The 25,765-nt window shown below is 47.7% G+C and carries 18 protein-coding genes; 7 read left to right on the top strand and 11 right to left on the bottom strand.

The genetic code is table 11. The features are described from left to right. Position 1: 1 nt before the first annotated feature. The 4 genes from ptuA to BLW68_RS17810 all read left to right on the top strand — a co-directional run bounded on the left by ptuA (position 2) and on the right by BLW68_RS17810 (position 3,180). Positions 2-1,621 (top strand): retron Ec78 anti-phage system effector ATPase PtuA, encoded by a 1,620-nt coding sequence (gene ptuA / locus BLW68_RS17825; RefSeq protein WP_092796325.1) that lies wholly within the window; start codon positions 2-4, stop codon positions 1,619-1,621. Next, positions 1,605-2,378, top strand: coding sequence for a retron Ec78 anti-phage system effector HNH endonuclease PtuB (ptuB, locus tag BLW68_RS17820; RefSeq protein WP_177172283.1), 774 nt, complete (start codon positions 1,605-1,607; stop codon positions 2,376-2,378). The genes ptuA and ptuB overlap by 17 nt, the downstream gene beginning before the upstream one ends. 189 nt (positions 2,379-2,567) lie before the next feature. Beyond that, a complete protein-coding gene (locus tag BLW68_RS17815) occupies positions 2,568-2,942 on the top strand; it encodes a nuclear transport factor 2 family protein (RefSeq protein ID WP_092796232.1) in 375 nt (124 codons plus the stop codon). A 19-nt stretch (positions 2,943-2,961) separates the two neighbouring features. After that, positions 2,962-3,180, top strand: a complete 219-nt coding sequence (locus BLW68_RS17810; protein ID WP_092796230.1) for a DUF6500 family protein — start codon at positions 2,962-2,964, stop codon at positions 3,178-3,180. Here BLW68_RS17810 and rraA read toward each other — a convergent pair. The 6 genes from rraA to BLW68_RS17780 form a co-directional block, all read right to left on the bottom strand. Beyond that, complete coding sequence (rraA, locus tag BLW68_RS17805; RefSeq protein ID WP_092796228.1) at positions 3,164-3,646, bottom strand: ribonuclease E activity regulator RraA; 483 nt, start codon at positions 3,644-3,646, stop codon at positions 3,164-3,166. The genes BLW68_RS17810 and rraA overlap by 17 nt on opposite strands. 289 nt (positions 3,647-3,935) lie before the next feature. Continuing rightward, a complete protein-coding gene (locus tag BLW68_RS17800) occupies positions 3,936-5,348 on the bottom strand; it encodes an FAD-dependent oxidoreductase (RefSeq protein ID WP_092796226.1) in 1,413 nt (470 codons plus the stop codon). A gap of 9 nt (positions 5,349-5,357) precedes the next feature. Beyond that, entirely contained in the window at positions 5,358-9,818 is a 4,461-nt protein-coding gene (gene gltB, locus BLW68_RS17795) for a glutamate synthase large subunit (RefSeq protein WP_092796224.1), read from the bottom strand. 404 nt (positions 9,819-10,222) lie between these two features. Continuing rightward, positions 10,223-11,428, bottom strand: a complete 1,206-nt coding sequence (gene iadA, locus BLW68_RS17790) for a beta-aspartyl-peptidase (protein WP_245728391.1) — start codon at positions 11,426-11,428, stop codon at positions 10,223-10,225. 30 nt (positions 11,429-11,458) lie between these two features. Further along, positions 11,459-12,943 (bottom strand): putative basic amino acid antiporter YfcC, encoded by a 1,485-nt coding sequence (yfcC, locus tag BLW68_RS17785; protein ID WP_092796223.1) that lies wholly within the window; start codon positions 12,941-12,943, stop codon positions 11,459-11,461. A gap of 60 nt (positions 12,944-13,003) precedes the next feature. After that, positions 13,004-15,937 (bottom strand): TonB-dependent receptor domain-containing protein, encoded by a 2,934-nt coding sequence (locus BLW68_RS17780; protein WP_092796221.1) that lies wholly within the window; start codon positions 15,935-15,937, stop codon positions 13,004-13,006. Between the two features lie 367 nt (positions 15,938-16,304). On the opposite strand from BLW68_RS17780, the gene BLW68_RS17775 reads away from it, so the two are divergent. Continuing rightward, entirely contained in the window at positions 16,305-18,155 is a 1,851-nt protein-coding gene (locus BLW68_RS17775) for a cyanophycinase (protein ID WP_245728390.1), read from the top strand. Positions 18,156-18,179: 24 nt separating this feature from the next. Beyond that, complete coding sequence (locus BLW68_RS17770) at positions 18,180-20,471, top strand: ATP-binding protein (RefSeq protein WP_092796220.1); 2,292 nt, start codon at positions 18,180-18,182, stop codon at positions 20,469-20,471. A gap of 4 nt (positions 20,472-20,475) precedes the next feature. On the opposite strand, the gene arcA is transcribed toward BLW68_RS17770, so the two are convergent. Further along, a complete protein-coding gene (gene arcA / locus BLW68_RS17765) occupies positions 20,476-21,183 on the bottom strand; it encodes a two-component system response regulator ArcA (protein ID WP_068232166.1) in 708 nt (235 codons plus the stop codon). Positions 21,184-21,363: 180 nt separating this feature from the next. Further along, positions 21,364-23,001 carry an ATP-binding protein gene (locus BLW68_RS17760; protein ID WP_092796218.1) on the bottom strand — a complete coding sequence of 546 codons (1,638 nt, stop codon included), beginning with the start codon at positions 22,999-23,001 and terminating at the stop codon, positions 21,364-21,366. Positions 23,002-23,145: 144 nt separating this feature from the next. On the opposite strand from BLW68_RS17760, the gene BLW68_RS17755 reads away from it, so the two are divergent. After that, positions 23,146-23,544: a DUF3293 domain-containing protein gene (locus BLW68_RS17755; RefSeq protein WP_092796216.1), complete on the top strand. Its 399-nt coding sequence runs from the start codon at positions 23,146-23,148 to the stop codon at positions 23,542-23,544. Between the two features lie 26 nt (positions 23,545-23,570). Here BLW68_RS17755 and BLW68_RS17750 read toward each other — a convergent pair whose 3' ends face one another. The 3 genes from BLW68_RS17750 to trmB are packed head-to-tail and all read right to left on the bottom strand — an operon-like array spanning position 23,571 to position 25,638. Continuing rightward, positions 23,571-23,882, bottom strand: coding sequence for a hypothetical protein (locus BLW68_RS17750; RefSeq protein ID WP_092796214.1), 312 nt, complete (start codon positions 23,880-23,882; stop codon positions 23,571-23,573). 10 nt (positions 23,883-23,892) lie between these two features. Beyond that, positions 23,893-24,912: a methyltransferase gene (locus tag BLW68_RS17745; protein ID WP_092796212.1), complete on the bottom strand. Its 1,020-nt coding sequence runs from the start codon at positions 24,910-24,912 to the stop codon at positions 23,893-23,895. After that, a complete protein-coding gene (trmB, locus tag BLW68_RS17740; RefSeq protein WP_092796210.1) occupies positions 24,913-25,638 on the bottom strand; it encodes a tRNA (guanosine(46)-N7)-methyltransferase TrmB in 726 nt (241 codons plus the stop codon). It lies immediately after the preceding gene. Positions 25,639-25,765: the final 127 nt, after the last annotated feature.

Below are 25,765 nucleotides of genomic sequence, written 5' to 3'. Positions count from 1 at the left end.
CATGAATGAAATCGCTAAGCATAAAAAGCTTTTTTTAAAGTCAGACGCGGGCGAGTTTTCTGCATCTTATCAATTGTTTAAAATGTACGACGAAGGGATTGGTGTAGATAAGGACTCTGAAAAGGCTGATTATTTTAAGAGTAAATTCATTAAGCAACTTGATAATTATACGTTCAGAATTAGCTCTGTTAGACTGATTAATTTTAAAGGGTTTGGTGACGTAGATTTGCAGTTGAATAAACACGGCTGCACTATCCTTGTTGGTAATAATGGTTCAGGTAAATCTACTATTCTGGAAGCTATACAAAAGACACTTAGTCATCTTTCTTCAAGGCTTACTACTAGATCATATAATGGTGATCAGATTGACGAATTAGAAATAAAATCAAAATCAGAATATTCAACTATAGCAATTAATTTTTTAATCGATGAATTAAATGTTGGTGTGGAGTTGTCGCAAAGCAGACCTTTGAGTCAAACAATAAGGAAAAGCAGATTTACAGATCTTAATGATTTGGGTAACATCTTTAGAATTGCAAACTCAACGACTGATAACTTTCCTCTGCCTTTACTTGCTTCATATAACGTAGAAAGGGCAAATGATGTCACTACAAAAGACATAGAAAAGTCAGAGGAGATACTTGATAGCTATATTTGGAGTAAAGCTAGAGGATATAGTAAAAGTCTAACCGGAAAAGCCGATTTTCGTTTGTTTTTTAAGTGGTTCAAAGAGGTTACAGAAGAGAAAAACGAAAATAGTCTAAATGAAATAAAGATAAAAATTTCCGAGAAAGAAGCTGAATTAAATAGTCCGTTATTGCAGTCTATATTTTCTGAATTTGAAAATCTAAATGATAATGTTAAATCTACTATCGATAAGTATAGAAAAGATATTGAAGAATTGCGTAGTAGGCTTAACTCTATTTCAACAGAGAATACAAATGAGAGAATGCTTAATTTTGTTAAGGATGCTATATATAATTTTTTACCTGGATTTTCGGATTTGAAAATTCAGAGAAATCCTTTAGATTTGAGTATTAAAAAGAATAATGAGCAGTTAAGCGTATTGCAACTATCGCAAGGTGAAAAGAGCTTGCTCGCGTTAGTTGCCGATATTGCAAGAAGACTTACATTACTAAATCCGGAACGTGATAACCCTTTAGATGGAGTGGGAGTTGTTTTAATAGATGAAATCGATCTACACCTTCACCCATCGTGGCAACAGGTTATTGTTTCGAGGTTACAATCAACGTTTAAGAATATTCAGTTCATAATAACTACACATAGCCCACAAGTTTGTCATGCGGTATCAAGTGATAATATTTGGTTGTTGAAAGATGGGAAAAAATATAGTGCGCCTCAAGGAGTACAAGGGGCCGTATCATCTTGGGTTTTGAAAAATCTTTTTGAAGTTGAAGTTCGCCCCCCTGAAGATGAATTTACCAAAATATTAGACGAGTATGAGAAGCTTGTGTACTCAGATGAGTATGAGTCAGAAAGAGCAAAGGAATTATACAGTAGACTTCAGGGTAATTTTGGAAGTGACTACGAGGTTCTTGTTCAGCTTAGACAGTATATAGAAAATCGGGAATGGGAAAAGGAAATTGATCAAGATAAATAAGTCGTTGCCTCCCAATCCTCTAACAATATTTTCAGGTATAAACCCTAACGCTGATTGGAATTGTTTTCGGAACTGGAATGGTGGTAAAGATTATAAAGAAGTGCAAAATATAGTCTTCAGTGATCAAAATCAACTTTGCGCTTACTGTGAAGTCAATACCGGCATCACTCCACTAAACAAGCGTATTGAGCACTTTGTTTCTAAGTCATTGAACATAAGACATCATACTGACTGGTTTAATATTTTCGGCGTGTGCATAGGCGGCTCTGACCATGATAATTCAGAGTTGCGTGGTTACAGGCTTCCTGAAAATCTTAGCTGTGATGCTCACAAAGCTCGTCTCGAGACCAAGTATAGACATCTCAATAGAGACTGGAGTGGCGTAATTATTAATCCTCTACACCTTCCGCATGAGCATAATTTCTTTTCATTCGATAAATCTTCGGGCGAATTGTTCGCTAATGTTCAATATTGTGAATCTAATAATATTGAACATAACAAACACGATTCGACGTTAAATTTAGTTAGGAAAACACTTGAAGTATTGAATTTAAACTGTTCAAGACTTTGCGCTGCTCGTAGAGAAATATTCTTTGGTTTTGAAAGGCAAGTTAAACAGGCTAGAAAAACTAATGATATTGAGCGACTTGCAAAATTTGCTGTTTTTTGGTCCTCTTATCCATCAAAGGAATTTCAGACTACAAGAAATATCATTTTGAGAGAAAATATAGCAATTCAAAAGCTGATAAGTGAATAATATTTAATTCAATATTAATGTTTGAATTAAAAATCTCAGGGTCAGGTCTTGTCTTTTGCCTTTGCTGCTCGGGTGTGGGTTCTCATATTAAAGTCTTGGTATTATTATCCGCATAAACAACCCAGTTTGGTGTAACGTCGCCTTGGCCAGTACTGAGATCTAGATCTGCTTTATAGGAGATTTTAAAAATTGCATAGCGATACCGTTAAACAACAATTAATTCAACTTGAACAACTACTGGTACAGCCCGCTACGCGGTTATCTGCCGAACTGCTTAACCGCTATTTAGCCGATGACTTCTATGAAATTGGTGCCAGTGGCCGCTGTTTTGGTAAAGCCGATGTGCTTGAGCGCCAGCCAACTGAAGCGCCGCCAGTTATTACCCAGCAAGATTTTGAATGCCGCGTGTTAGCCGATGGCCTGGCGCAGCTTACGTACCGCGCCACAATACAGCGCGCCGATGATAATAGCCCAAGCTACTCAGTGCGCAGCTCACTCTACCGTTTTGATGGTGAAAAATGGCAGATGGTTTTTCATCAGGGCACCGCTTGTAATCCATTTTAACCGCAGGAATTGCCGCACTATGCGCGATGCATTAAGACAAAAAATTATTGCCGTTTGTGACAAGAAAATACTCGCCAAAGGCGAGACAGTCGGCGTGTCGTTTTACGCCTTTTTCGCCAATAAAAACGACGACCCGGCGCTATTAATGGAAGCGGCAACCTGGTGGATCCAAACCCACCGGCTGGACCATTTTGAAAAAGCACTGAAGATAAAGCAGTTGGTTACAGCAGGGCTTTAGTCGCCACCAATACGCCATTATTATCGGCATAAACAAACTGGCCGGGGGTAAAATCTACCCCGGCGAAGGTTACCATCAGGTTAATATCGCCCAAATCACGCTTATCGGTTTTCAGCGGGTGAATACCCAGCGCCTGCACGCCGAGTGCGGTTTGGCGTATCTCGTCTATATCGCGAATACAGCCGTTGATAATAATACCTTCCCAGCCGTTTGCGGCCGCTTGTTCTGCCAGCATATCACCGAGCAGCGCATGGCGTTTAGAGCCGCCACCGTCGACTACCAACACCTTGCCCTGGCCCGGTGTTGCTACCAGCTGTTTTACTTTGGAGTTATCTTCAAAGCATTTCACCGTAACAATTTGCCCGCCAAAGGCGGTTTTGCCACCGTAGTTGCTAAAGATGGGTTCTGCTACGCGGATGTAAGCCGCATGGGCGTCGCATAAATCGGGTAGGGTGAATGGGGGCATTGTTCGACTCCTTTGTGCTCGTGAAGCAGATGGTTCGGGTGGTATGGCTCGAACCGGTTTGCCCGCTTTTTGAACCTGCAGCCTGAAACGATAAAGCGAGATTAGGCTTACTCTAAGCTGACCGTTGAAGCCCCGGACGGGCTGAGACGAGCCCCCAGGGATGGGTTTACGGCGTGTCAACGTGGGTAAGCCGGTTCGAGCATTTCTCCTAACCTCGCTTTAACAGTCCGCTGCTGCAGATGGCACAAGCAACAGCAGGTTGTTACACCTGCTGCTGTATCTACAGGCTTTATACCTCCAAGTAGTCCAGTATACCCTCGGCGGCTTTACGGCCCTGGGCGATAGCGGTTACTACCAGGTCTGAGCCTAATACCATATCGCCACCGGCGAAGATCTTATGCTCGTTGGTTTGCATAGCAAAGGTACTCTTTTCACTGGCGATAACGCGGCCTTTATTGTCCAGCGCTACGCCCATATCCACCAACCATTGTGGCGGGCTGGGCTGGAAGCCAAAAGCAATTACCACAGCATCAGCGGCTAACACCTGCTCGGAGCCTGGTACCGGCTGCGGGCTGCGGCGGCCTTTGGCATCGGGTGCGCCCATCTCTGTTGTTACCACTTTAACGCCACACACCTGGCCGGCGCTGTTTACCTCTATACCCAGCGGTTGCAAGTTGAACAAAAACTCCACGCCTTCTTCGCGCGCGTTTTGTACTTCTTTGCGTGAGCCCGGCATATTGGCTTCGTCGCGCCGGTAGGCACAGCTTACCTTGGTTGCGCCCTGGCGGATGGAGGTGCGTACGCAGTCCATTGCCGTGTCGCCACCGCCTAATACCACTACGGTTTTATCTTTTAAGCTGACATAAGGGTGCTCGGTTTGCCAGCCCATCAGATTATTGATATTGCCGATTAAAAACGGCAGCGCTTCATATACGCCCGGCGCATCTTCATTTACCAGGCCGCCTTTCATTGGCGTATAGGTACCCAGCGCTAAAAACACCGCGTCGTATTCGTTTAGCAGGCTGTCAAAGCTGACATCGACACCCACATTAGTGTTTAAGCGAAACTCGATACCCATGTCGGTGAAAATCTCCCGGCGCAGGCTTAGCACGCTTTTTTCCAGTTTAAACGGCGGTATACCAAAGGTTAACAGGCCGCCGATTTCCGGATAGCGGTCAAACACCACCGGGGTGACGCCGTTGCGCACCAGTACGTCGGCACAGGCCAAACCAGCCGGGCCGGCACCAATTACTGCCACGCGGCGCTCGGTTTTAACTACGGCCGATAAATCCGGCCGCCAGCCCATTTCAAAGGCTTTGTCGGTAATGTATTTTTCAATACTGCCAATGGTTACCGCGCCAAAACCTTCGTTTAGCGTACAGGCGCCTTCGCAGAGGCGGTCTTGCGGGCACACCCGGCCGCATACTTCCGGCAGGCTGTTGGTTTTGTGCGCCAGCTCGGCCGCTTCAATAATTTTGCCTTCATTGGCCAGCTTTAACCACTGCGGAATATAGTTGTGCACCGGGCACTTCCACTCGCAGTACGGGTTGCCGCAATCGAGGCAGCGATCAGCCTGGCCTTCCACCTGGGTATGGGTCATTGGCTGATAAATTTCGACGAACTCTATAGTGCGTTCGCTGTGTGAGCGTTTTGGCGGATCAATCCGTTTTACGTCAATAAACTGGTATACATTCTGTGCCATAACGTCTCCCTACATCGCCTGAACCCGCAGCTCGGCTGACGAGCGTGCGCGGTGTCCCAGCAAGGTGTTTACATCGCTGGTTTTTGGTTTAACCAGCTTAAATTGACTTAAATAACGGTTAAAGTCGTTTAAGATTTTCTGTGCTTTGTCGCTGCCGGTTTCTTCTACGTGCTGGTGCAACAGGCTGCGCAGGTGTTCCTGCAGTATCGGCGTGCTAACGTCCAGCGCCTCGACCAGCTCGGGGTTTAACCTAAGCTCTAAATCGTTTTGCTCATCCAGCAGATAAGCAAAGCCGCCGGTCATACCGGCACCAAAGTTCACCCCGGTGCAGCCCAGTACTACGACCACGCCGCCGGTCATATATTCGCAGCAGTTATCGCCGGTGCCTTCTACCACGGCTAAAGCGCCCGAATTTCGTACGGCAAAACGCTCGCCGACCTGGCCTGCGGCATATAGCCGGCCGCCGGTGGCGCCGTATAAACAGGTATTACCGGCAATGGTAAAGCCGTTTTTAGCAAAGCTGGCGCCCTTGGCCGGGAAAATGGCCAGCATGCCGCCGGTCATGCCTTTACCAACGTAATCGTTGGCATCGCCCTGCAGTGACATATGCAGGCCACCGGCATTCCATACGCCAAAGCTTTGGCCAGCGGTACCGGTAAAGCGGATACGGATAGGATCGGTTGCCATACCCTGGTTACCATGCTGCCTGGCAATAAAGCCGGACAGCGCCGCGCCAACCGAGCGGTCGGTGTTACGGATACTCAGGTTTAACCGGCCACCGCTTTTATTTAGTACCATTTGCTCGCAGCGTTTTACCAGGTCCTGATTTAACTTGCCTTCGTCAAACGGTGTATTGTTTTGCACACAAAACAGCGCCTTGTCAGATTTGACGCCACTGGCTTGCAATATCGGCGTTAAATCCAGCTTGGCTTGTTTTTGCGTTTCACTGTCTTTCATTGCCAGCAAATCGGTGCGGCCTATCAGTTGGGTCAGCTCAGTTACCCCCAGCTGTGCCATCAGCTCGCGTACTTCAAAGGCTAAGAACTTAAAGTAGTTCATTACCATTTCCGGCAAGCCGGTAAAGTGATCTCGCCGCAATGTCGCATCTTGTGTCGCCACGCCGGTGGCGCAGTTGTTTAAATGGCAAATACGTAAAAACTTACAGCCCAGCGCCACCATAGGGCCGGTGCCAAAACCAAAGCTTTCGGCGCCTAAGATGGCAGCTTTAATTACGTCCAGCCCGGTTTTTAAGCCGCCGTCTACCTGCAGCCGTACGCGGTCGCGCAGGCCGTTTTCCACCAAGGCCTGGTGCACTTCGGCTAAACCCAGTTCCCACGGGCTACCGGCGTATTTCACTGAGGTTAACGGGCTGGCGCCGGTGCCGCCGTCGTAACCGGATACGGTAATCAGATCGGCATAGGCTTTGGCCACGCCGGCGGCAATGGTACCGATGCCGGGCTCTGACACTAATTTCACTGAAATCAGCGCCTGCGGATTCACCTGCTTTAAATCGAAAATCAGCTGGGCTAAATCTTCAATTGAGTAAATATCATGGTGCGGCGGTGGTGATATCAGCGTTACGCCAGGCACCGAGTAGCGCAGCCGGGCAATTTCGGCGGTAACTTTTTCACCGGGTAACTGGCCACCTTCGCCAGGCTTAGCACCCTGGGCTACCTTGATTTGAATAACCTCAGCATTTACCAGGTAATGCGGCGTTACGCCAAAGCGGCCGGAGGCAACTTGCTTAATTTTCGAGTTTTTCTCGGTGCCAAAGCGGCGCGGATCTTCACCGCCTTCACCCGAGTTAGACCGCCCGCCTAAGCGGTTCATCGCTATGGCTAAGGCCTCATGCGCTTCCGGGCTTAAGGCACCGATAGACATAGCGGCGCTGTCAAAACGCGGATACAGGTTTTGCTCGCTCTCTACCTGCTCCAGCGGCACAGGCGTGGCATCATTCAGCTTAAATAAATCGCGCAAATGTGCTACCGGCCGCTCGTTCACAATACTGCTGTACTGCTGGTAATCTTCATACTTACCCGAGCGCACGGCTTTTTGCAGCGTTTGCACCACATCCGGGTTATAGGCGTGGTATTCGCCGTCATGTACATACTTTAATAAACCACCGTGGTTCAGCGGTTTACGTTTTAACCAGGCCACTTTGGCCAGTTGCTGTACATCTTGTTCAAAGTCGCTAAAGCCGGCGCCGCCCAAACGTGACGGGACATCGGCAAAACAAAGTTGCATTACGGTTTTATCAATGCCGACGGCTTCAAACAGGTTAGAGCAGCGATAGCTGGCCACTGTTGAAATGCCCATTTTCGACATAATTTTGTACAGGCCTTTATTAATGCCTTTACGGTAATTCAGCACTGCCTGGCGTGCGGTAAGGTTAATTACACCTTTTTCTACCAGTTGCTCTACAGTCTCATAGGCCAAAAATGGATAAATGCCGGTAGCACCTAAACCAATCAGCACGGCAAAATGGTGCGAGTCGCGCGCTGAGGCGGTTTCAACAATAATGTTGGAGTCACAGCGCAGCTGCGCATTAACCAGTGCATGTTGCACCGCGCCTACCGCCATAGCAGCAGGGATCGGCAGCTTGCCTTGCTCAATACGCCGGTCAGTTAACATGACCAGCACGACGTTATTGTCGCGCACGGCAGTGATAACGTCGGCGCATAGTTGCTCTACCGCTTGTTGCAGGCTTTGCAGCGCCGGGTCGAAGTTCAGCGAAAAAATCTGATGCTTGTAGTACTTCTCATCGGCTTGTTTTAACTGCTTTAAGTCGGAGTACATCATCACCGGCGATTCAAACTGAATGCGGCGGGCGTAACCGGCCGTTTCTTTAAATACGTTATGCTCACGGCCGATACTGGTGGCCAGCGACATTACGTGTGATTCACGCAGTGGATCGATCGGCGGGTTAGTGACCTGAGCAAACTGCTGGCGGAAGTAATCAAATAAGGTGCGCGGCTTGCGCGATAATACCGCCATCGGCGTATCATCACCCATAGAGCCCACCGCTTCCTGGCCGTCTTTGGCCAGCACTGTCATTACCTGATCAATTTCTTCATAGCTGTAGTTAAACAGCTTGTGGTACACCAGCATGTCGTCATCAGAAAATACCCGCTTGCCGATTAAATCGGTCTCGTATTTCTCGTACGGTACCAACCGCTGCACGTTGGCATTTAGCCAGTCACGGTAGGTATGACGTGCCATTAAGTCGCTGTCTATTTCGTTGGAGCGCCAGATTTTGCCGGTGGTGGTATCTACTGCCAGCATTTCGCCCGGGCCAACGCGGCCTTTTTCTACCACTTCATCCGGGGTGTAATCCCAAATGCCTACTTCTGAAGCCAGCGTAATCAGCTTATCGCGGGTAATAACAAAGCGGGCAGGGCGCAGGCCGTTGCGGTCGAGGTTACAGGCGACATGCTGACCATTGGTCATTACGATACCGGCCGGGCCGTCCCACGGCTCCATATGCATGGAGTTAAACTCGTAAAACGCCTTTAAGTTATCATCCATTACGCGGTTGCCTTGCCAGGCCGGCGGCACTAACAAACGCATGGCACGGAATAAATCCATGCCACCGGCTAATAACAGCTCCAGCATATTGTCCAGCGAGCTGGAATCGGAGCCGCTTTGGCTGACAAAGGGCGCGGCATCGTGTAAATCGCTTAGCAGCGGCGAGGCAAATTTATACTGCCGTGCGCGGGCCCACTGGCGGTTACCGGTAATGGTATTAATCTCGCCGTTATGGGCTAAAAAGCGAAACGGCTGCGCCAGTTGCCAGCGCGGCATGGTATTGGTAGAAAAACGCTGGTGGAACACGCAAATGGCGGTTTCCATGCGGATATCAGCTAAGTCGAGATAATAACGCGGCAAATCGGCCGGCATCATCAGGCCTTTAAATACGGTAACTAATGACGAGAAGCTGGGAATATAAAAATCAGCATCGTCGCTTAATTGTTTTTCAATGCGGCGGCGCAGCATGTACAGCCGGCGCTCTAAGTCGTGATCGCCCCAGCCGTGCGGCGCATTAACAATAACCTGCTCTATGCCTGGCATAGAGCTAAGCGCTAACGGGCCCAGCACACTACTGTCTATAGGCACGACACGCCAGGCCACTAAGGTCAGGGTTTCGCGGGCAATTTCCTGCTCAATAATTTTTTTCGCTAAGGCAGCTTTTACCGGGTCCTGGCTGAAAAAAATCATGCCGACGCCGTATTTCTTTGCCAGATTCCAGCCATTTTCTTCGGCTATAGCGCGGAAGAAGCTGTCCGGTTTTTGCATTAATAAACCGCAACCATCACCTGTTTTACCGTCGGCAGATATACCGCCGCGGTGCTGCATACGGTCAAGGCCGTTTATTGCGGTTCTGACGATCCGGTGGCTGGCCGCGCCTTCCAGATGTGCGATCAGACCGAAGCCACAGTTCTCTCTTGCCTGACTGTGCTGATACAACGCCATGACTAACCTCCACACTTGTCCTGATATTTAAATAAATATTTATTATTTTTGAATTATTATTCTAATTTTTGGTTTTTGCTGCTGCTGAAAGAAAATAACGGTTACTCTTTCAGAGGTCAATGCGTTGTAGTGTTTTTGCTCTAGAAATGTTTAGCCATCTAAACGTTTAAAGAGTTGACAGGTATACCGCGAAATCCGGCTAATTGCAAGTTAACTTTGTAGTGCATTACTGGCAACCCGGCGCAGAAAGTAACGTTATAAAACTGAAAATTAATTACATGAATTGGCGATATTTTTGCCAATTATACCTGCGGCAGCAATAAAAAAAGCTGCCGCAGCAGCTTTTTAGCGTCGATAGCTATGGCTAAAGGCGCCATATTTATGCGAATTTGTCTTATTTGCTTTTAGCGCTCAAAGGTGCCCTTTACCAGTGCTTTTCCTTGCTGAACTAAAATCTGGCCTTTGGCGATTACAGTATCAATCTGCAGATTATCCCGGCGCAACAGCACCACATCGGCATCCAGGTTTGTTGCTACACGGCCCTTGCGTGTTAAACCCAATATTGCTGCCGGCGCCGCAGTAATGCTACAGATAGCATCGGCTATGTTGACCTTATGCTGCGTTATCGCCTCTCTGGCCGATTGATACAGGCTTTGCACTGTACCTACCTGCAAGCCGAGTAAATCACCGTCGTCATTGTATATCGGCAGGCTGGCATTGCCATCTGAGCTTAGCGTCAACTGCATCGGCTTAATACCAAATGCCAGCGCTTCTGCCAGCGCAGCCGCTGCGGCCACTTCTCCATGCTTTAAATCGAACTCGGTGGTGCTGGTGGTAAAGTCAATTACGCCGCCCTTAGTGGCAAACTCCAACCCGGCTTCAAATACACGGCGGTTGCGGTTCATATGGGTGGGGTAAAACTGTTTCAGCTTTAATTCGGTACCGGCTACGGCCTGATAAACCGGCTGTAAAATACGCTCGCCGGCGCCCATATGCACACTGACAATACCGCTTTTACCAGCCAAAATGCCGCCAATACGCGCTGCGGCAGCGACTTTACGGATTTCATCAGTGGTGGGCTGCGATGAGCGGTGATCGCTGATAGCAATTTCACCGACGCCGATAAATTTGTCGATCAGAATTAAGTCATCTGTAATATTGCCGGTAAGGGTACGACAGGGTATTTCGTACGAGCCGGTATGGCAGTAAGTGCTAATACCTTCAATATCCAGCGCATGGGCTTTGGCCAGTAAGTTGGTTAAGGTGCGGGTGGTAGCATCGGTACCTAATACACCAATAGCAGTGGTGACACCGCCCAGGGTAGCATCGGTTAATTGCATTTCCGGCGTGCGGGTAGCAAAACCGCCTTCGCCGCCACCGCCGATAAAATGCACTAAAGAGTCAACAAAACCCGGCGTTAAATAAAACTCGTTGCCATCAATAACGGTCACCGGCAGGTTACTGCCGGCCAGGTTAAAGTCTTTGCCAACGGCGGCAATGCTGCTACAGGCTATCACGACATCCAGTTTGCCAAGTGGCTGTGGCGAGAGTACTTCGGCATTTTTTATCAGTATGATTGCGTGCAAATTTGCGTTCAAAACTTGTTTCAAAATAATAACCTCAAAGCTGCCGCACTGCGGCTATTGATAACCTATGGCCACGGCCAGAAACATAAAGGCACTGGCTAAAGCGAATAGCCATAGTTGTAATTTCCAGACAAAGCGAAACCATAGTGTCCAGTCAAGTCGTACCACGCCCAAACAGCCGATTAAGGCCGCCGATGTAGGAATAATACAGTTGGTTAAGCCATCACCCAATTGAAAGGCCAATACCGCAATCTGGCGCGAAAGTCCGACTAAATCGGCCAATGGTGCTATCAGCGGCATAGTCAGTGCGGCCTGGCCGGAGCCGGAAGCAATGAAGAAGTTAATCACCGACTGGATAATCAGCATTAACCAGGCGGATAAAAAAGCCGGCAAATCGCCAAGTAGCTGGCCACTGTAATATAGCAGGGTGTTTAATACCGACGGTGATTCGGGGTTATCGCCACCGAGCAATAACACTATGCCTTTGGCCATACCCACGATAAGCGCTGCGGGTAATAACTCGGCTGCGCCGTGTTTAAAACCTTCCGCGGCTTCATTCATGCTCAGGCGTTTACCCAGTACGGCAATCACGGCAATGACAATACCTATGGTAAAAAACTGGCTGGCAATTTCCGGAATATAGTATTGGCGCGTTGTTACGCCCCAGATAATCCAGATTAAGCCGGCGAAAAACGCCAGCAGAATTAGCGTATCAAGCAGGCTATAGTCGTTTTTGGCGTCGGCGCTTTGCTGCGCCCGCAGCTTCTGATCCGTAGCATAGCTTAACGATAGCTCTGGCCTGGCTTTCACCTTAGCGGCATAGCGCATGGTAAAAACAATACCAAACAGCGTAAATACTGCCCACATGCCAATGCGCAAATCACTGCCGGACAGTAACGGAATTTCTGCAATTCCCTGGGCAATAGCCACATTAAACGGGTTCATCCAGGAGGTAGCAAAACCAATTTGGGTAGCAACATAAGTAACCAATACAGTGGTAATAGCGTCATAGCCCAGCGCCAGCATCAGTGGCAGCAGCACGATGCAAAAAGCGATAGCTTCTTCGCCCATACCAAAAACGGCGCCGCCCAATGAAAACAGGCCAAACATCAGCGGAATAAATAAAAACTCCATCCGTTTGGTTTTGTCTATCAGCGCCAGAATGCCGTTATGGATAGCGCCGGTTTTCATAATGATGCCAAAGGCACCACCGGTAAGCAGGATAAAGGCCACTACGCCAATGGCCGAGCCCCATTTATTGCCCGACACCAGGCCTTCAAAGGCATAGTTAAAAAAGCCAATGCCGCCACCCTCCGCAAACAATGGCACCCCTTGTTGGCTGTCGCTGGCGAAGCTAAAACTATTGGGATCTAATTTGCCCTTCAGCTTGGTGGCGCCTTCAGCCACTGGTGCGGGTTCAAGCAGCGTAAAAGCGCCGGCCGGTACCAAGTGCGATGCGATAGCGGCCAGAATCATCACAAAAAACAGGATGACAAAAGCATCTGGCATCGATGCTGGCTTTTTATTTGTTAAAGTCATAACTTAACCTATATCAAGCGCGAAAAAAGGGAGAGTGAACTCTCCCTTTGCTACGAGAGCTTAAAAAAAGTAACTAAAAGATAGTTTATAGTTGCGGCCAAAAGCGTTGTGGTTAATTGAATCAAAACCGCGCGCTGAGCCGTAAACAGCCGGCGGGTCGCGGTCTAGCAGGTTATCAACAGTAAAGTTAATACTGGCATTGTCAAAATCGTAGCCTATATTGGCGCGTAATGTGGTCCAGGCTGCAACTTCACGCTCACCATTTTCATCTAACAAACCCAAATCATTTAACTCATTAATATTGCGACGTCTGAGTCTGCTGATGTCGTCGTTGTAAGATGAGGTGTAAAGTGCGGTCAGCCCTAAATAAAGCGCTTCACCGCTCCAGAAAATACGCGCACTGGCGATGTTTTCAGGGTAACGGAAAGTACCAATTAGCGACTCGATTTCATTAGAGCCGGCTTTATTGCGGTCAAAACTAATATAGTGCGTCCAGTCTGCATCTAAGCCTAAGCGCCCGCCAATAAGATCCAGGGTGTGTGAAAAGCGAAAATCTATACCTTTAACATCTTGTTGGCCAACATTTTCTAACTGGATTACATGGTCGCGTAGCAATGGCAATTCATCAAAACGAGGCGCATCGAAGTCTACCCAGGCCGCGAGTATTTGCTGCATATTTGCACCATCATCTTCTACGGTGAGGCCTGCTTGATCTGTTACCAAACACAAGTCCGGGTTATAAGCGATACCCGTTGCACCTTCCGGCACCAGGCCGCAATGGCGCACGGATGCGTCTGTTGCTGTTCTTGCTAACATGGCTGTCAGATCAGTGTCTACCAGCTTTTTATGGCTAAACTGCCAATAATCCACCGTTAAGGTGGTATCCTGAGTTGGGCTCCAGGCAAAACCTACGCTACGTGATTCTGAGGTTTCAGCTTGTAAATCCGGGTTGCCCAGCTCCAGCACGTTGGGACGGCGCACATCGCCGAAACCTTCACAGTAAAGATCTGAAACAGTTTGATTTGCACTGCAATCATAGGTGGCTGTGGTTGTTCTTAGTTTTACACCTGCTTGCGTCAGTGATGGTGCTCTGAAAGAGGTAGCCCATGAACCACGAACAGCTAAGCTGTCCAGCGGACGCCAGGTAAGGCCCACTTTAGGGTTAAAGGTGCTGCCAAAATCGTCGTAATAGTCGTACCGGCCAGCCAGTTGCAGTTCAACAGTGCTGCTTAACGGTGCATAAACCTCGGCATAGGCGGCAGCCTGGGTTCTGTCAGCGGCTGATAAGCTGGAGCCAAAACCGAACACATCAACCAGATAACGGTTTTCCGGCCGTGCTCTGGCGTTTAACGATGGCGTATCAGTGATTTTTTCTTTGCGTGCTTCTACACCAAATGCCGCGCGGATAACGTCATCATTAAACTGCATCAAGTCGCCGCTAAAACGCAGATCCCAGCCGAACACGGTACTTTTACCATCGCGTGTTGGTACTTCTTGCGCATTTGATAGCAAGGCGTCATTAGCAGCATCATTTTGCAGCAGAGGATTAAAAGCGCTCAGCAAATTGCCTGCAGAGCAATTTAAGCCACTGTCCGGATCAAAGTCGGCGATAGCACCGTTGCTACACAACTCACCATGCACCAGAGCGCTATATTTATAGCGGTTGTAAATACCGGCTATGGCTTTTTGTTTAGATTGCGATTGTGACAGCAGGATTGCCGTTTCCCACTGCCAGTCAGCCACGTCTCCGGCAATTGAGCTGGTTAGACGGAACGAATCTGTTTTGTTTTCTATGGTACGGGGATCATTAAAGCGGGCACTGTACTGGAACCCCCATAAGCGTTGGCCTGCGACAGTGTTAAACGGGTCTATCCACAGTTCGTCAAATAAAAAGTCGGCATATTCCGACGGGTAAATATCCAGCGCGGTTTCCGGAATCCAGGCACCGTGATCCGGATTTATTTGCTCCACCTGCTCTATTGGTGCCGGTGAGGAAATCGCTGTTGATTTTGTTGTGCTGTAGAAAAAGTCGGTATTCCAAACTAAGCCGTTTATATCTTTGGTAAAAATAAACCCGGCAGATTGGCTTTCAAACGGGCTTTCCAGTTGGTCGTCCTGATTTGCGTAGTAAGCACAAATTTCTTCACCAAACTCGGTAGTGACTAACGGGTTGGTGCAGTTTGGATTGCCAATTTCATCACCGTTGCGTGCTGAATAGAAGTTTATATTGGCGCCGTCACGCAATTTAGGCAGGTAAGAGTAGTTACTTTGCAAAGCCGGCTGTGAGGTGAAAGCTCTGTCTGATGCCATATAGCCTTTGCGATCGAAAAGGTCGGCAAACAAGGTTAAATTGCCACCGGCAAAGTTGGTACCAAATAGCAGGTTAGCATTAACTTTCGCATCATTTGATGATGCCGTGCTGTTTGCATAAGACAGGGTAACTTCGGCCCCCTCGTAGTCTTTTTTCAGAATGTAGTTTATTACACCGGCTACTGCATCAGCGCCATAAATAGCCGAGGCGCCGGTAGCCAGAATTTCAACGCGCTCAATTGCCGCCAGCGGGATACTGTTTACATCAACAAAATTTTGCGTGCCGGCAGCAAAAGACGATGCTGCAACTCTGCGTCCGTTAATCAGCGTCAACGTAGAAGAAGGGCCTAAACCCCGCAAAGAGGCGGCAGCTTGACCGGCCGGTGTGGAGGTCGACGTTGCACCACTTTCTGAAGTGGAAAAAGTGCCGGTACCACCGCGAACCTGGCCTAAGTCTTTAAGCAGTTCATATACTGAGCTGGCGCCGGAGTTCTTAATATCATCAGCTGAAATGACTGTAAGGGGTTGCGTACCCTCTAAATCTACACCACGAATGCGTGAGCCTGTGATTTCGATTTTTTCAATTTTCTGTTCTGCTTTTGCTACTTCGTCAGCAGCGAAAACCAGTGGAGTTGTGAAAAAGCTGCTGGCAACAGCCAGCGCTAAAGGAGATAGTTTGCGCATAGATACACCTGTCTTAACATGGCACAGCCTTCGGTATGGTCCGAATTGGTGTGCTTATAATTATTTATGTTAGTTGTTGTGGTGCAGGAATAGAGACCTGCCAGACACGGTTTAGTGTCTGACGTGTGTCTACTCGTTAAACCACTCCGACAGGTAGTAGGACGAGTAGTGATATAAGCTAAGCGCGAAGGCTTTCTTTAACATATCGCTACCAAAATGATGTGTGATCAGTTAAACAACAGCAATAGAATTACTGCTAATTGGCAAAGAAGTCAATACAGGATAATCTATGCCGTATTAATTTTTTGGTACCTATCTGTGGTCGTGGTAGTTGTATACTTCTGCGCTTAAAATAAGAAAGAGAATAATGAGATCACTGAGCTTTTATATCACTGCCAGCCTGTTGGCTTGCTCTGTTTCTGCTGCAACCACGGGGGCCAGTAAAAAATTTCCCGATTACTCTTTGGTGTTAGTTGGCGGTGGCTTGCAAAGTTGTACCTCTGTAAATACCCGGGGTTGCTCGGCGCCAGATTTATTTTCTGCTGCAGCGAAGTCTGCGGATTTATTTAGCGTATCGACAGCACATCTGAACAATATTGCCGGTGACAGTTTTTGGAACCCGGAGCGCGCAATAGAACAACAACAAACGCTGGCATTGCTGGAGTTTGTTCGTAGCAGAATAAACAACGAACAAGTGTCCGAGCGTGAACTGCTAAGGTTGTGGCGCTCGGCAGAAATAGAAATTGACGGTATCTGGGTATCAGGAAAAGAAAACTATAGCCAACTAAGTGATCGTGAGCGCAACTTTGTACTTGATCAGCTTCAGGTAATGGCGACAGCGCAAGATAACACTACTCGGCGACGCACACCGCAAAGGCAAAAAGAATACGCCAATCTGGCACAAACCAGCGATGCATTTTCCATAGAGCTGTATCGGAAAATCGTTGAGTTAGCTCAGCAGGTGGCAGGGCCTGCGCGAAAGCCCCGTGTGTTAGTGGTTACCGCTTCCAGCCGTGATCCATTTGCAGCGGTCGATTTTTACACTAATTTATTTACAGAAGCTGGTGCAGACGTCAGTTGGTTACCCATTAACGCCGCCTATCAGGCTGCCCAACAAAACCGCGTGGACAATAAACCGTCATGCGCGCAATTACCGCAATATCTGGCGGCTTATCATGGTACTTATCAGCGGGAGCGGGTTTATCCTGATTTGATGCAGCAGCTGAGGGAGTTTTGTCAGCAAGGCACTGCAGCAGCTGTTGAGCAGATCCGCCGGGCAGACGCTATTTTTATTAATGGTGGTGATCAAAGCCTGACATTGCAGGCCCTCAGGCTGGAAGATGGCAGTGTATCGGCTGAACTAAAGCAAATACAATCAATGCTAGATGCGGGCCAGATTATTGTTGCCGGCACCAGTGCTGGTACTGCTGTGATGTCAGGAGGCTCATATCAGGGCCGTATAACGCCGATGATTAGCAATGGCGACAGCTATAATGCTATGCGCTTTGGCGCTTTTGATTTGCCAGCACCACAGCCTGGCTGCGACAAAGATCAAAGTTGTAGTAATGGTCTGGCAGAAAATCATCTTACTTTTACCTCAACTGGTGGTCTCGGCTTGTTTTCCTGGGGAGTACTGGATACACATTTTTCTGAACGTGGCCGCCAGGGGCGTTTAATTCGTTTACTGAACGATACGCAAACCCGTTTTGGCTTTGGGATTGATGAAGCTACGGCAATGCTGGTTGGTTTTAGCAATTCAGACAGCGAGCCAGAAGTGAAAATGTCTGTGTTAGGGGCGGCTGGAGTGTATGTCGTTGATACGCAAGGTATGCAAAATGCAGGCGAGGGTAGTGCAACAGTCATTAAGCAAGTTAACACACATTACCTGACCCGCGGCGATGCGATGGAGATAAAAGACGGTGTGTTACGCACCCGTTTTGCCGCCTGGAAGTTTGCACCGAATAATATGCAGGCGCCTATGCTGGCGTCTGGCGAGTTGTTTGAACGCGACAACTATAAGCAACTGGCACATTTGCTTTGTTTAACTCAAAGCCGCCAGGCCGATGGTAAGGCGGTAAAGGTTGGCCAGGGTCAACAAATAAGCCTGTATAAAGATCATTCGTCGTATGCCCGGCAGGGCGTTTACCAGTTGCAGGATAAAGAGGTGCAGTACTGTTCGTATCGTAATTTCAGGGTTGATGTTCAACCTGTGCAGTAACACATCATATGAGGTAACAGCCTGATGCAAGGTCCGGTTCATCCACACGTCAGGATCTTTGCGGCCTGGATCCGTAAATGGGGTAAGCTGCAGCTGGCATTATTTTGCCAGCTGGTACTGCTTATTCTTGCTGCGTTATTTAGTATTTGCCTTGAGCTGGTGCTGCATAATCAAATAGATTTTACCCTGCTAAATGGCGCGCTGTTATTTACCCTGGCGTTGGGGCCGGTGTTTATCAGCTTTATTTTTTATCTGGTACTGCACCTTGATGCTGCCTTGTCTTACCTGATTGATTCTGCTCATCAGGAGCGGTTACTGAACGAAGGTATGCAGGATAATATCCGCCAGTTAAATTTTGAGATTGAAGAGCGGAAAAAAGCCTTTCAGGCTAAGCGCCGGGCGATTGATGAACTGCGCAAAGAAATTGCCGAACGTAAAAAAGCCCAGATAGAACTGGAAGAGCAAAGCCTGCTGATCCGCTCAATCGTTGACAGCTCGCCTGACTTATTCTACTACCGCGACGAAACCGGCCGTTTTGCCAGTTGCAATAAAATGTTTGAAGCTATTATGGGTAAAACAGCCCGTGAGCTTATTGGCCATTACCCGGCAGAAATATACACCGCTGACAGTGCTCAGGCCGCTATCCTCACTGAACACGAAAGCAATACACCACAGCCCTCAGAACTGACATTAGACGTCGAATTTGTCAAAGATGATGGCCAGGTGCTGTGGTTTGAAATGCGTAAAGTGCCATTTTATGACCGCTATGGCCGTTATATCGGTTTACTGGGTTTTGGCCGGGATATTACCTCGCGTAAGCTGGCCGAGCAGGCGCTGGAGAAAGCTTATTTGGATAAAGGTAAATTTATTGCTACGTTAAGCCATGAGCTCAGAACGCCGCTAAACGGTATTGTGGGTTTAAGCCGGCGTTTACTGGAGAGTAAACTCAGCAAGCAGCAACATGGCTGGGCCAATACCATTTTCAGCAGCGCGGAAACACTGGGTAATATTTTTAACGATATTATCGATCTGGACAAAATTGACCGGCAGGATCTCGACATTGTTTACCATAGCGTGTCATTCCGGCAGTTTATCAATGACATCGCAAATTTTGCCGAGTTGCTGTGCCAGCAAAAAGGGCTGGAATTCAAACTAAGTTGTGAAGGCGAGCTGGATGTTTATTTAAGAATGGATCCAACCCGGTTGCGCCAGGTGCTGTGGAATTTGCTTAATAATGCGGTGAAATTTACCGCTGCAGGCTCTGTAAGCCTGTATTGCAAACTGGATGCAATAAATAACCGGCTGCATTTTAATATCGAAGACACTGGTATTGGTATCGCTGCTCAAGAGCAGGAGCGCATCTTTGATATGTACTACAAATCTAATGATGGCCGCCGCTTAAGTATTATTGGCTCCGGCATAGGCTTATCCGTGTCGCGGGCGCTGGTTGAGGCAATGCAGGGTAATATCAGTGTTAGCAGCGAAGTAGGTAAGGGCAGTAGCTTTGCGGTGCTATTGCCTACAGAACTAGTACAGCAAGAACAACAACAGGCAATAAGCTGCCCAGAGCTGACCATACTGCTGATAGAAGATGTGCCGCTAAATGCCGAAATTGCTATAGGGTTGCTGGAGCAACGTGGCCATAGTGTTATTCATGCTGAAACCGGTGAAGATGCTATTGCCTTGCTTGAAACCGAAGATGATATTGATTTGGTGTTGCTGGATATGCAACTGCCCGATATGGGCGGCGAGCAAATCGCCCGTTATATCCGCGATGAGGAACATTTATCAGCTCTGCCTATAGTGGTATTAAGTGCCAATGTGCGTAAAGCTGAACAGCAACTGGATGGTGTGCAGGTAGACGGTGCACTGGCCAAACCTATCAACACCACTAAGCTGGATTTAATGCTGGCACGGCTATTTTCACCCAGCGCAGTGCGGTTGCAACAGGTAAAACCGGCCAGTGTAAGCAATGAAAACCAGGTTCTGGATGTTGGCACCCTGAATGACTACATTCAGTCGCTGGGTAAAGATGCCATGAAACGCAGTGCCCAGCTATTTGCCCAGTTATTGCCTGGCTATATGAATAAGCTAATGGAAACAGCAGTACAACGGCAGGAAAAAGATTTTCAGGAAGCGGCGCACAAGCTAAAAGGTGCAGCAGCATCGGTTGGTTTGTTATGGGTGCAGCAACAGGCCAAGCGGATGGAGCAGGAACAAATTAACTGGCAGGGGTTAGAGCGGCAACTGGTAGACTTTCATTTAAAAACAGAGCAGCACCTGGCTGCTCTGTCGGAATATATTGAAAACGCTTAAGGGCTTACTTTTCCAGTTTACCCACGAAGCGGTAACCTTCACCATGGATGGTGCTGATTAACTCAGGGCTTTCAATATCAGATTCAAAATGCTTACGGATACGGCGGATAGTTACATCTACAGTACGGTCATTCGGGCGTAAATCACGGCCTGTCATATGGCGGATTAACTGCTCACGGGTGAAAATCTTGCCCGGTGTATCCAGCATTAAACGTAGCGCACGATATTCGCCTTTGGGCAAACGGCGGGCAACGCCTTTGGGCGAAGTCAGGTTGCGGCTGTTTTCATCCAGTGTCCAGCCATTAAACTTAACTATGCTTTTATGCTCTTCAACTACCGGCTGAGCCACCGTGCGGCTTAACAGGTTGCGGGCACGGATAGTTAATTCGCGTGGGTTAAATGGTTTGGTCAGGTAATCGTCTGCACCAATTTCCAATCCCAGAATGCGGTCTACTTCACTGTCGCGGCCGGTCAGGAAAATTAAACCGATATTTTCGCGCTGACGCAGTTCGCGGGCCAGGATCAGGCCATTTTTACCTGGCAGGTTAATATCCATGACGACCAGATTTACCTGATTTTCAGTAAGCTTCTGGTTCATCTCCTCGCCGTTTACCGCCTCGATAACATCATAGCCCTCTCCCTGAAACAGGCTAACCAGATTTAAACGGGTTACTTCTTCGTCTTCAACTATGAGAATCACAGGTGTTTGCATTGGAGTTAAACCTTATGTGAATTTTGTGAAATTTATAATGCTTAAGCGTGTTATAGATGACGTCGATTTGTCAAATAATACGTAATTATAACCATCTGTCCAATTGTTAACAAGTTCTTTTGTTAACAATTAGTCGCAGCTAATGTTCCATTCGACCAAAGTAGCATCAGTTATAGTTGTTTATTTCTGCGCCAGCCGTGCAGTTTTTACTATCACGGGGAAATCTATCTGAATTTGAATACCAGCACCGAGCGTGCTTTCTAACTGAATTTTGCCGTTAAGAGCCTGAGTAACTAAATTATAAACCAAATGCAAACCCAGGCCACTGCCACCTTCACCGCGTTTGGTGGTGACAAAGGGGTCGAAAATACGTTTTTTAATCGATTCCGGTACCCCGGCGCCATTATCACTGTAGCTGAGAAAACAGCGATTATCTTTTACCTGAACCGCAATATGCATTTCGCCTTGTTCTATATGTTCAAAGGCGTGGATCAGGCTGTTCATAATCAGGTTAATCAAAATTTGATTAATCGGGCCGGGTTTGCTGTCCAGTTCGAGTTCTGCCGGGCAATCAATTAAAATCTGGTGTTGGGTTTTTTTCAGGTTTGGCCGCAGCGACAGTAATACTTCATTAATTAGTTGTAACATGTTGAACTGGCGGCGGTTCTCATTTGACTGATCAACAGCTACCCGTTTAAAGCTGGAGATCAGGCTGGCTGCCCGCTCCATATTGCGGTAAATAATGCCTAGGTTTTCTTTGCTTTCAGACAAAAATTTCGCCAGCTGGGATGAAGTCAGCTTTTTTTCATCAAAGGCTTTTTGAATATCTGTCAGCTTGTCCTGCAGCAGCGTTGATGCTGTAACACCTAAACCAATGGGGGTGTTTACTTCATGCGCAACCCCTGCCACCATCTGGCCAAGGCTGGCCATTTTTTCGGTTTCAACTATCTGGTTCTGATACTGATGCAGTGTTGCCAGAGTATTTAGCAGTTCCTGGTTTGATGTTTTTAAAGCCTCGGTGCGCTGGCCGATTTTTTGCTCAAGGCTAAGGGTTAGCTGACGGTTTTCCTGTTCGGCCTGTTGCAGTTTGCTGATTTGCTGCTCAATTCTGTCCAGCATAGTGTTAAAGGCGCGGCTGAGCATATTGTATTCTTTGATCGGGGCCACCGGCGCCCGGATTTGATAGTTTTTCTCTTTGGCTACCTTTTGCACCACACTAAGTAAGGTTTCTATCGGTGCGGTAAAACGGCGCTGCAAACGCGAGCTGATAAAAAATGCACTGATCAGTGCTACCAGTGCGATCAGAATATCAAGCAGGATCCGGGTTTGAATGTAAGAGCTGAGCTCTTCCTGGCTGGCACGGACATACACATAGCCCAGCAAGTTGCCCTCATAACTAATGGGTTTGGTTATTTCTATATAGTTGCTGCTGATCACCGGTGTTATAAACTGCTGGATGCGGTCAAATTGTACCGGGTAAGGGCCTATATCTCTGCGGTTGTAGCTGGCAAAAAAACTTAACGCATTACTGTCGGGCTGTTTTTTATAAATATGTATATTGTGCAAAATATTAACCGCGGCAAATGAGCTTAAGCGGTTTTCCTCAATGTCAGCATTGTCCTGCAAAATACTGCTGCTGGCGTTAAATGCAATAATGCTGATGTAACCTTCTAGCTGTGATACCAGTTTTTTACGCTGTAATTTAACATCCTGAGTGGCGGAGACAATCATGGCCAGACACAGCGTAAGACTGCAAATCAGCATAATCACCCAAATCAATGCATTTTTAATTGAAGTGGTTTTATCTATTGCAATCATTCGGTTATCTCGACCAATTTATCGTTAGCTTGCAGAGCAACGTCTGCATTGATGTTATGCACATTAACGGAATTTAGCAAACTGCGCTGGTAAATTTAGTAAAGCAGTTTATAGTAGAAGCACTTGTTACTTTTAGGTCTGGTTATGAGCCTGTGGGAAAGTTATAAAACGAGTATTTTTCTATGCCATCAGGCACTGAAATGCGATGCTGACTTCGCCATTATCAGCGCCCAAAACCCCGCCGGGAACACTGAACATCCTTATCTTAATTTACGCCGCGACAAAGAATTACAAGCCTGTTTGAATTTGCAGCGTTTACCTTATCGCTCTGTTATCGGCAGTGCACCTGACTTAAGTTTTCAGGAAAAAAGCTGGATAGTGTTGTGTGACAAAAGCATTGCACTGCAGTTGGCACAGCAATTTCAGCAAAATGCTATTTACTGGGTAGAGCAGGGCGAATTATTTCTAGTGCCGGTGTTAATGCCGCAGCATGAGGAAAGCCTGGGAGCTTTTAGTGAGCGCTTAGTGTTACTGCCTGATTAGCCGTCATCTGAATAACATCTGTCTGTTTAGTTAGTGCGCCGCTGCAATACATCCAGCACAGCCTGCAGTTTCTCGCCGTATATTACCTCCATCTGGCGTCTGGTCATATTCTGCCGCACTTTTTCTGCATCGTCGGTGGGCTGGTGTAACAGCGGCGCAAAGTCTGTCGCACATATACAGACAACGCCAGGTGCGCTCATCTGCGGTAATTGCGCGACACGGTACAATAGATTAGGGCAGGCTTTTACCCGGTTCGGGTTTTGAATGCAGGTCAAACTGTCTGCTGCTATTGCTGGTGTTAACCAGAGCAGTATTAACACAGCAGCCAGTTTGCGCATAAAAATTCCTTTAACTTTGATTAGTAGCCCGGTATACCGCAAAGCCGTTAGCTTTGGCTTTTAATGTAACCTTTTTAAACGCCTGTTGCAGTAACTCCATATAGGCCAGATGGCTGTTAGCTACTATTGTCAGGCTGCCATTGGCGCTAAGCCTGGCTGAGCTTTGACGGATAAAGGTATCAACAATACTGTAGTCGGTTTTAATACCCGTGTGAAATGGCGGGTTGCTGACAATACAATCGAATTGTTTTGGTATATCAGGTAATCCGTCAGCGGCTATCACTGTGCCACTAAGCTGGTTTGCTGCCAGTGTCAGTTCAGTAGCCTTCACGGCTAAACTACTGATGTCAGAGCTGAAAAGCTCTATCGCCGGATGTTTTCGCTTTAACATTGCGCCAATAACACCACAACCACAGGCAAAATCGAGCACCTTGCCCTGGCTTACGTCTGGCAGGTTATCCAGTAACAATGCGGTGCCGATATCCAGCTTACCGTGGTTAAATACGCCGGGTAGCGAATGCAGTGTAAGGGTTTCACCCGCTGCGTTAATGCTAAAGCTGCTGGCTGCTACGGCAGCTAAGCGGCTGAAATCACCAAATAATGAAAACCATAAGCAGTGCTTGGCATTATCCAGTTTATTGGCACCCAGCCCCAACTTTTGCGCATGGCTGGCCAGGCTTTTAATGCCGCCTTTGTTATCGCCGGTAACAAACACTGCTGTAGTAGCGCTAAGAGCCGGTTTAAGTTGGGCCAGCGTAAAAGCAAGCTGATCTTTGCTTTTCGGGTAAAACAGCACCACAGTATCAAAAGTGCCGGTAAACTGCGGGCTGACATCGGTATACAGTGTTACGCTGTCATGAGCCCAACAGGCTGCAGCTGCAGCATCTGTGCTATAACAGCTTAACTCAAGCTCAGGTGCCAGATGGCGCAGCTCTGTTGCCAGGCTGTCGGCCATTGGCTCAACCACTAATACCTTGCCCTTAAGATCATTGATGTTACGTAATACCAGTTGACTGGCTGTTGCTAGCATTTAGCTTTCCTTTTTAAACATCAGATCCCAAACACCATGGCCCAGACGCTGGCCACGTTGTTCGAATTTAGTCAGCGGGCGGTGTTCTGGCCGCTCAACGTAGGTGTTATCGGCAGATAAATTAGTAAAACCTTCAGCTGCCAGCATAACTTCAAGCATATGTTCAGCATAGTTTTGCCAGTCGGTTGCCATATGAAACACGCCGCCTGGTTTTAACTTGCGCCGTAGCAGTTGCACAAAATCACTTTGCACTATGCGGCGTTTATGGTGGCGTTTTTTATGCCAGGGATCAGGGAAAAACAGCTGCACAGTATCCAGGCTATTGTCGGCAATGCTGTGTTCCAGCACTTCTACTGCATCATGTTCAAATACTTTAAGGTTTTTAACCTGTTGCGCTACTGCTTCAGATAAACAAGCGCCAACGCCGGGGCGGTGTACTTCAATACCGATAAAGTCGCTTTCTGGTGCAGCTTGCGCCATTTGCACTAACGACTTACCCATACCAAAGCCGATTTCCAGCACTTTTTTTGCGTCACGGCCGAAGATCTCGTTCAGCTGCAGTGGCTGGCTCTGGTAAGTTAAGCCATAGTCGGCCCAGTAGGTGTCCAGCGCATGTTGTTGCCCTTTGGTCAGGCGGCCTTCGCGCAGGACAAAAGAGCGGATCCTGCGCATATAGGTGGTATTTTCAGCCTGTTCGTCGTGCTGCTGGCCGTTACTGTCTGTCATCTGTTGCTCCGCATAATCGTTAACGGCGCGTATTATCCTTGTATTAGGTGCTTTGCTCAACCGCGATTATGGTTGGCAAGGCAAACAGGGCTGCTTATACTGCGCGCAATCTTTAGTACTGAGGCGG

It is taken from the genome of Rheinheimera pacifica, assembly GCF_900108485.1.
In the GTDB taxonomy this organism is placed as follows: Bacteria; Pseudomonadota; Gammaproteobacteria; order Enterobacterales; family Alteromonadaceae; genus Alishewanella; species Alishewanella pacifica.
Note: the sequence above shows the minus strand (reverse complement) of the source record. Positions and strands in the feature narration are given on the sequence as shown.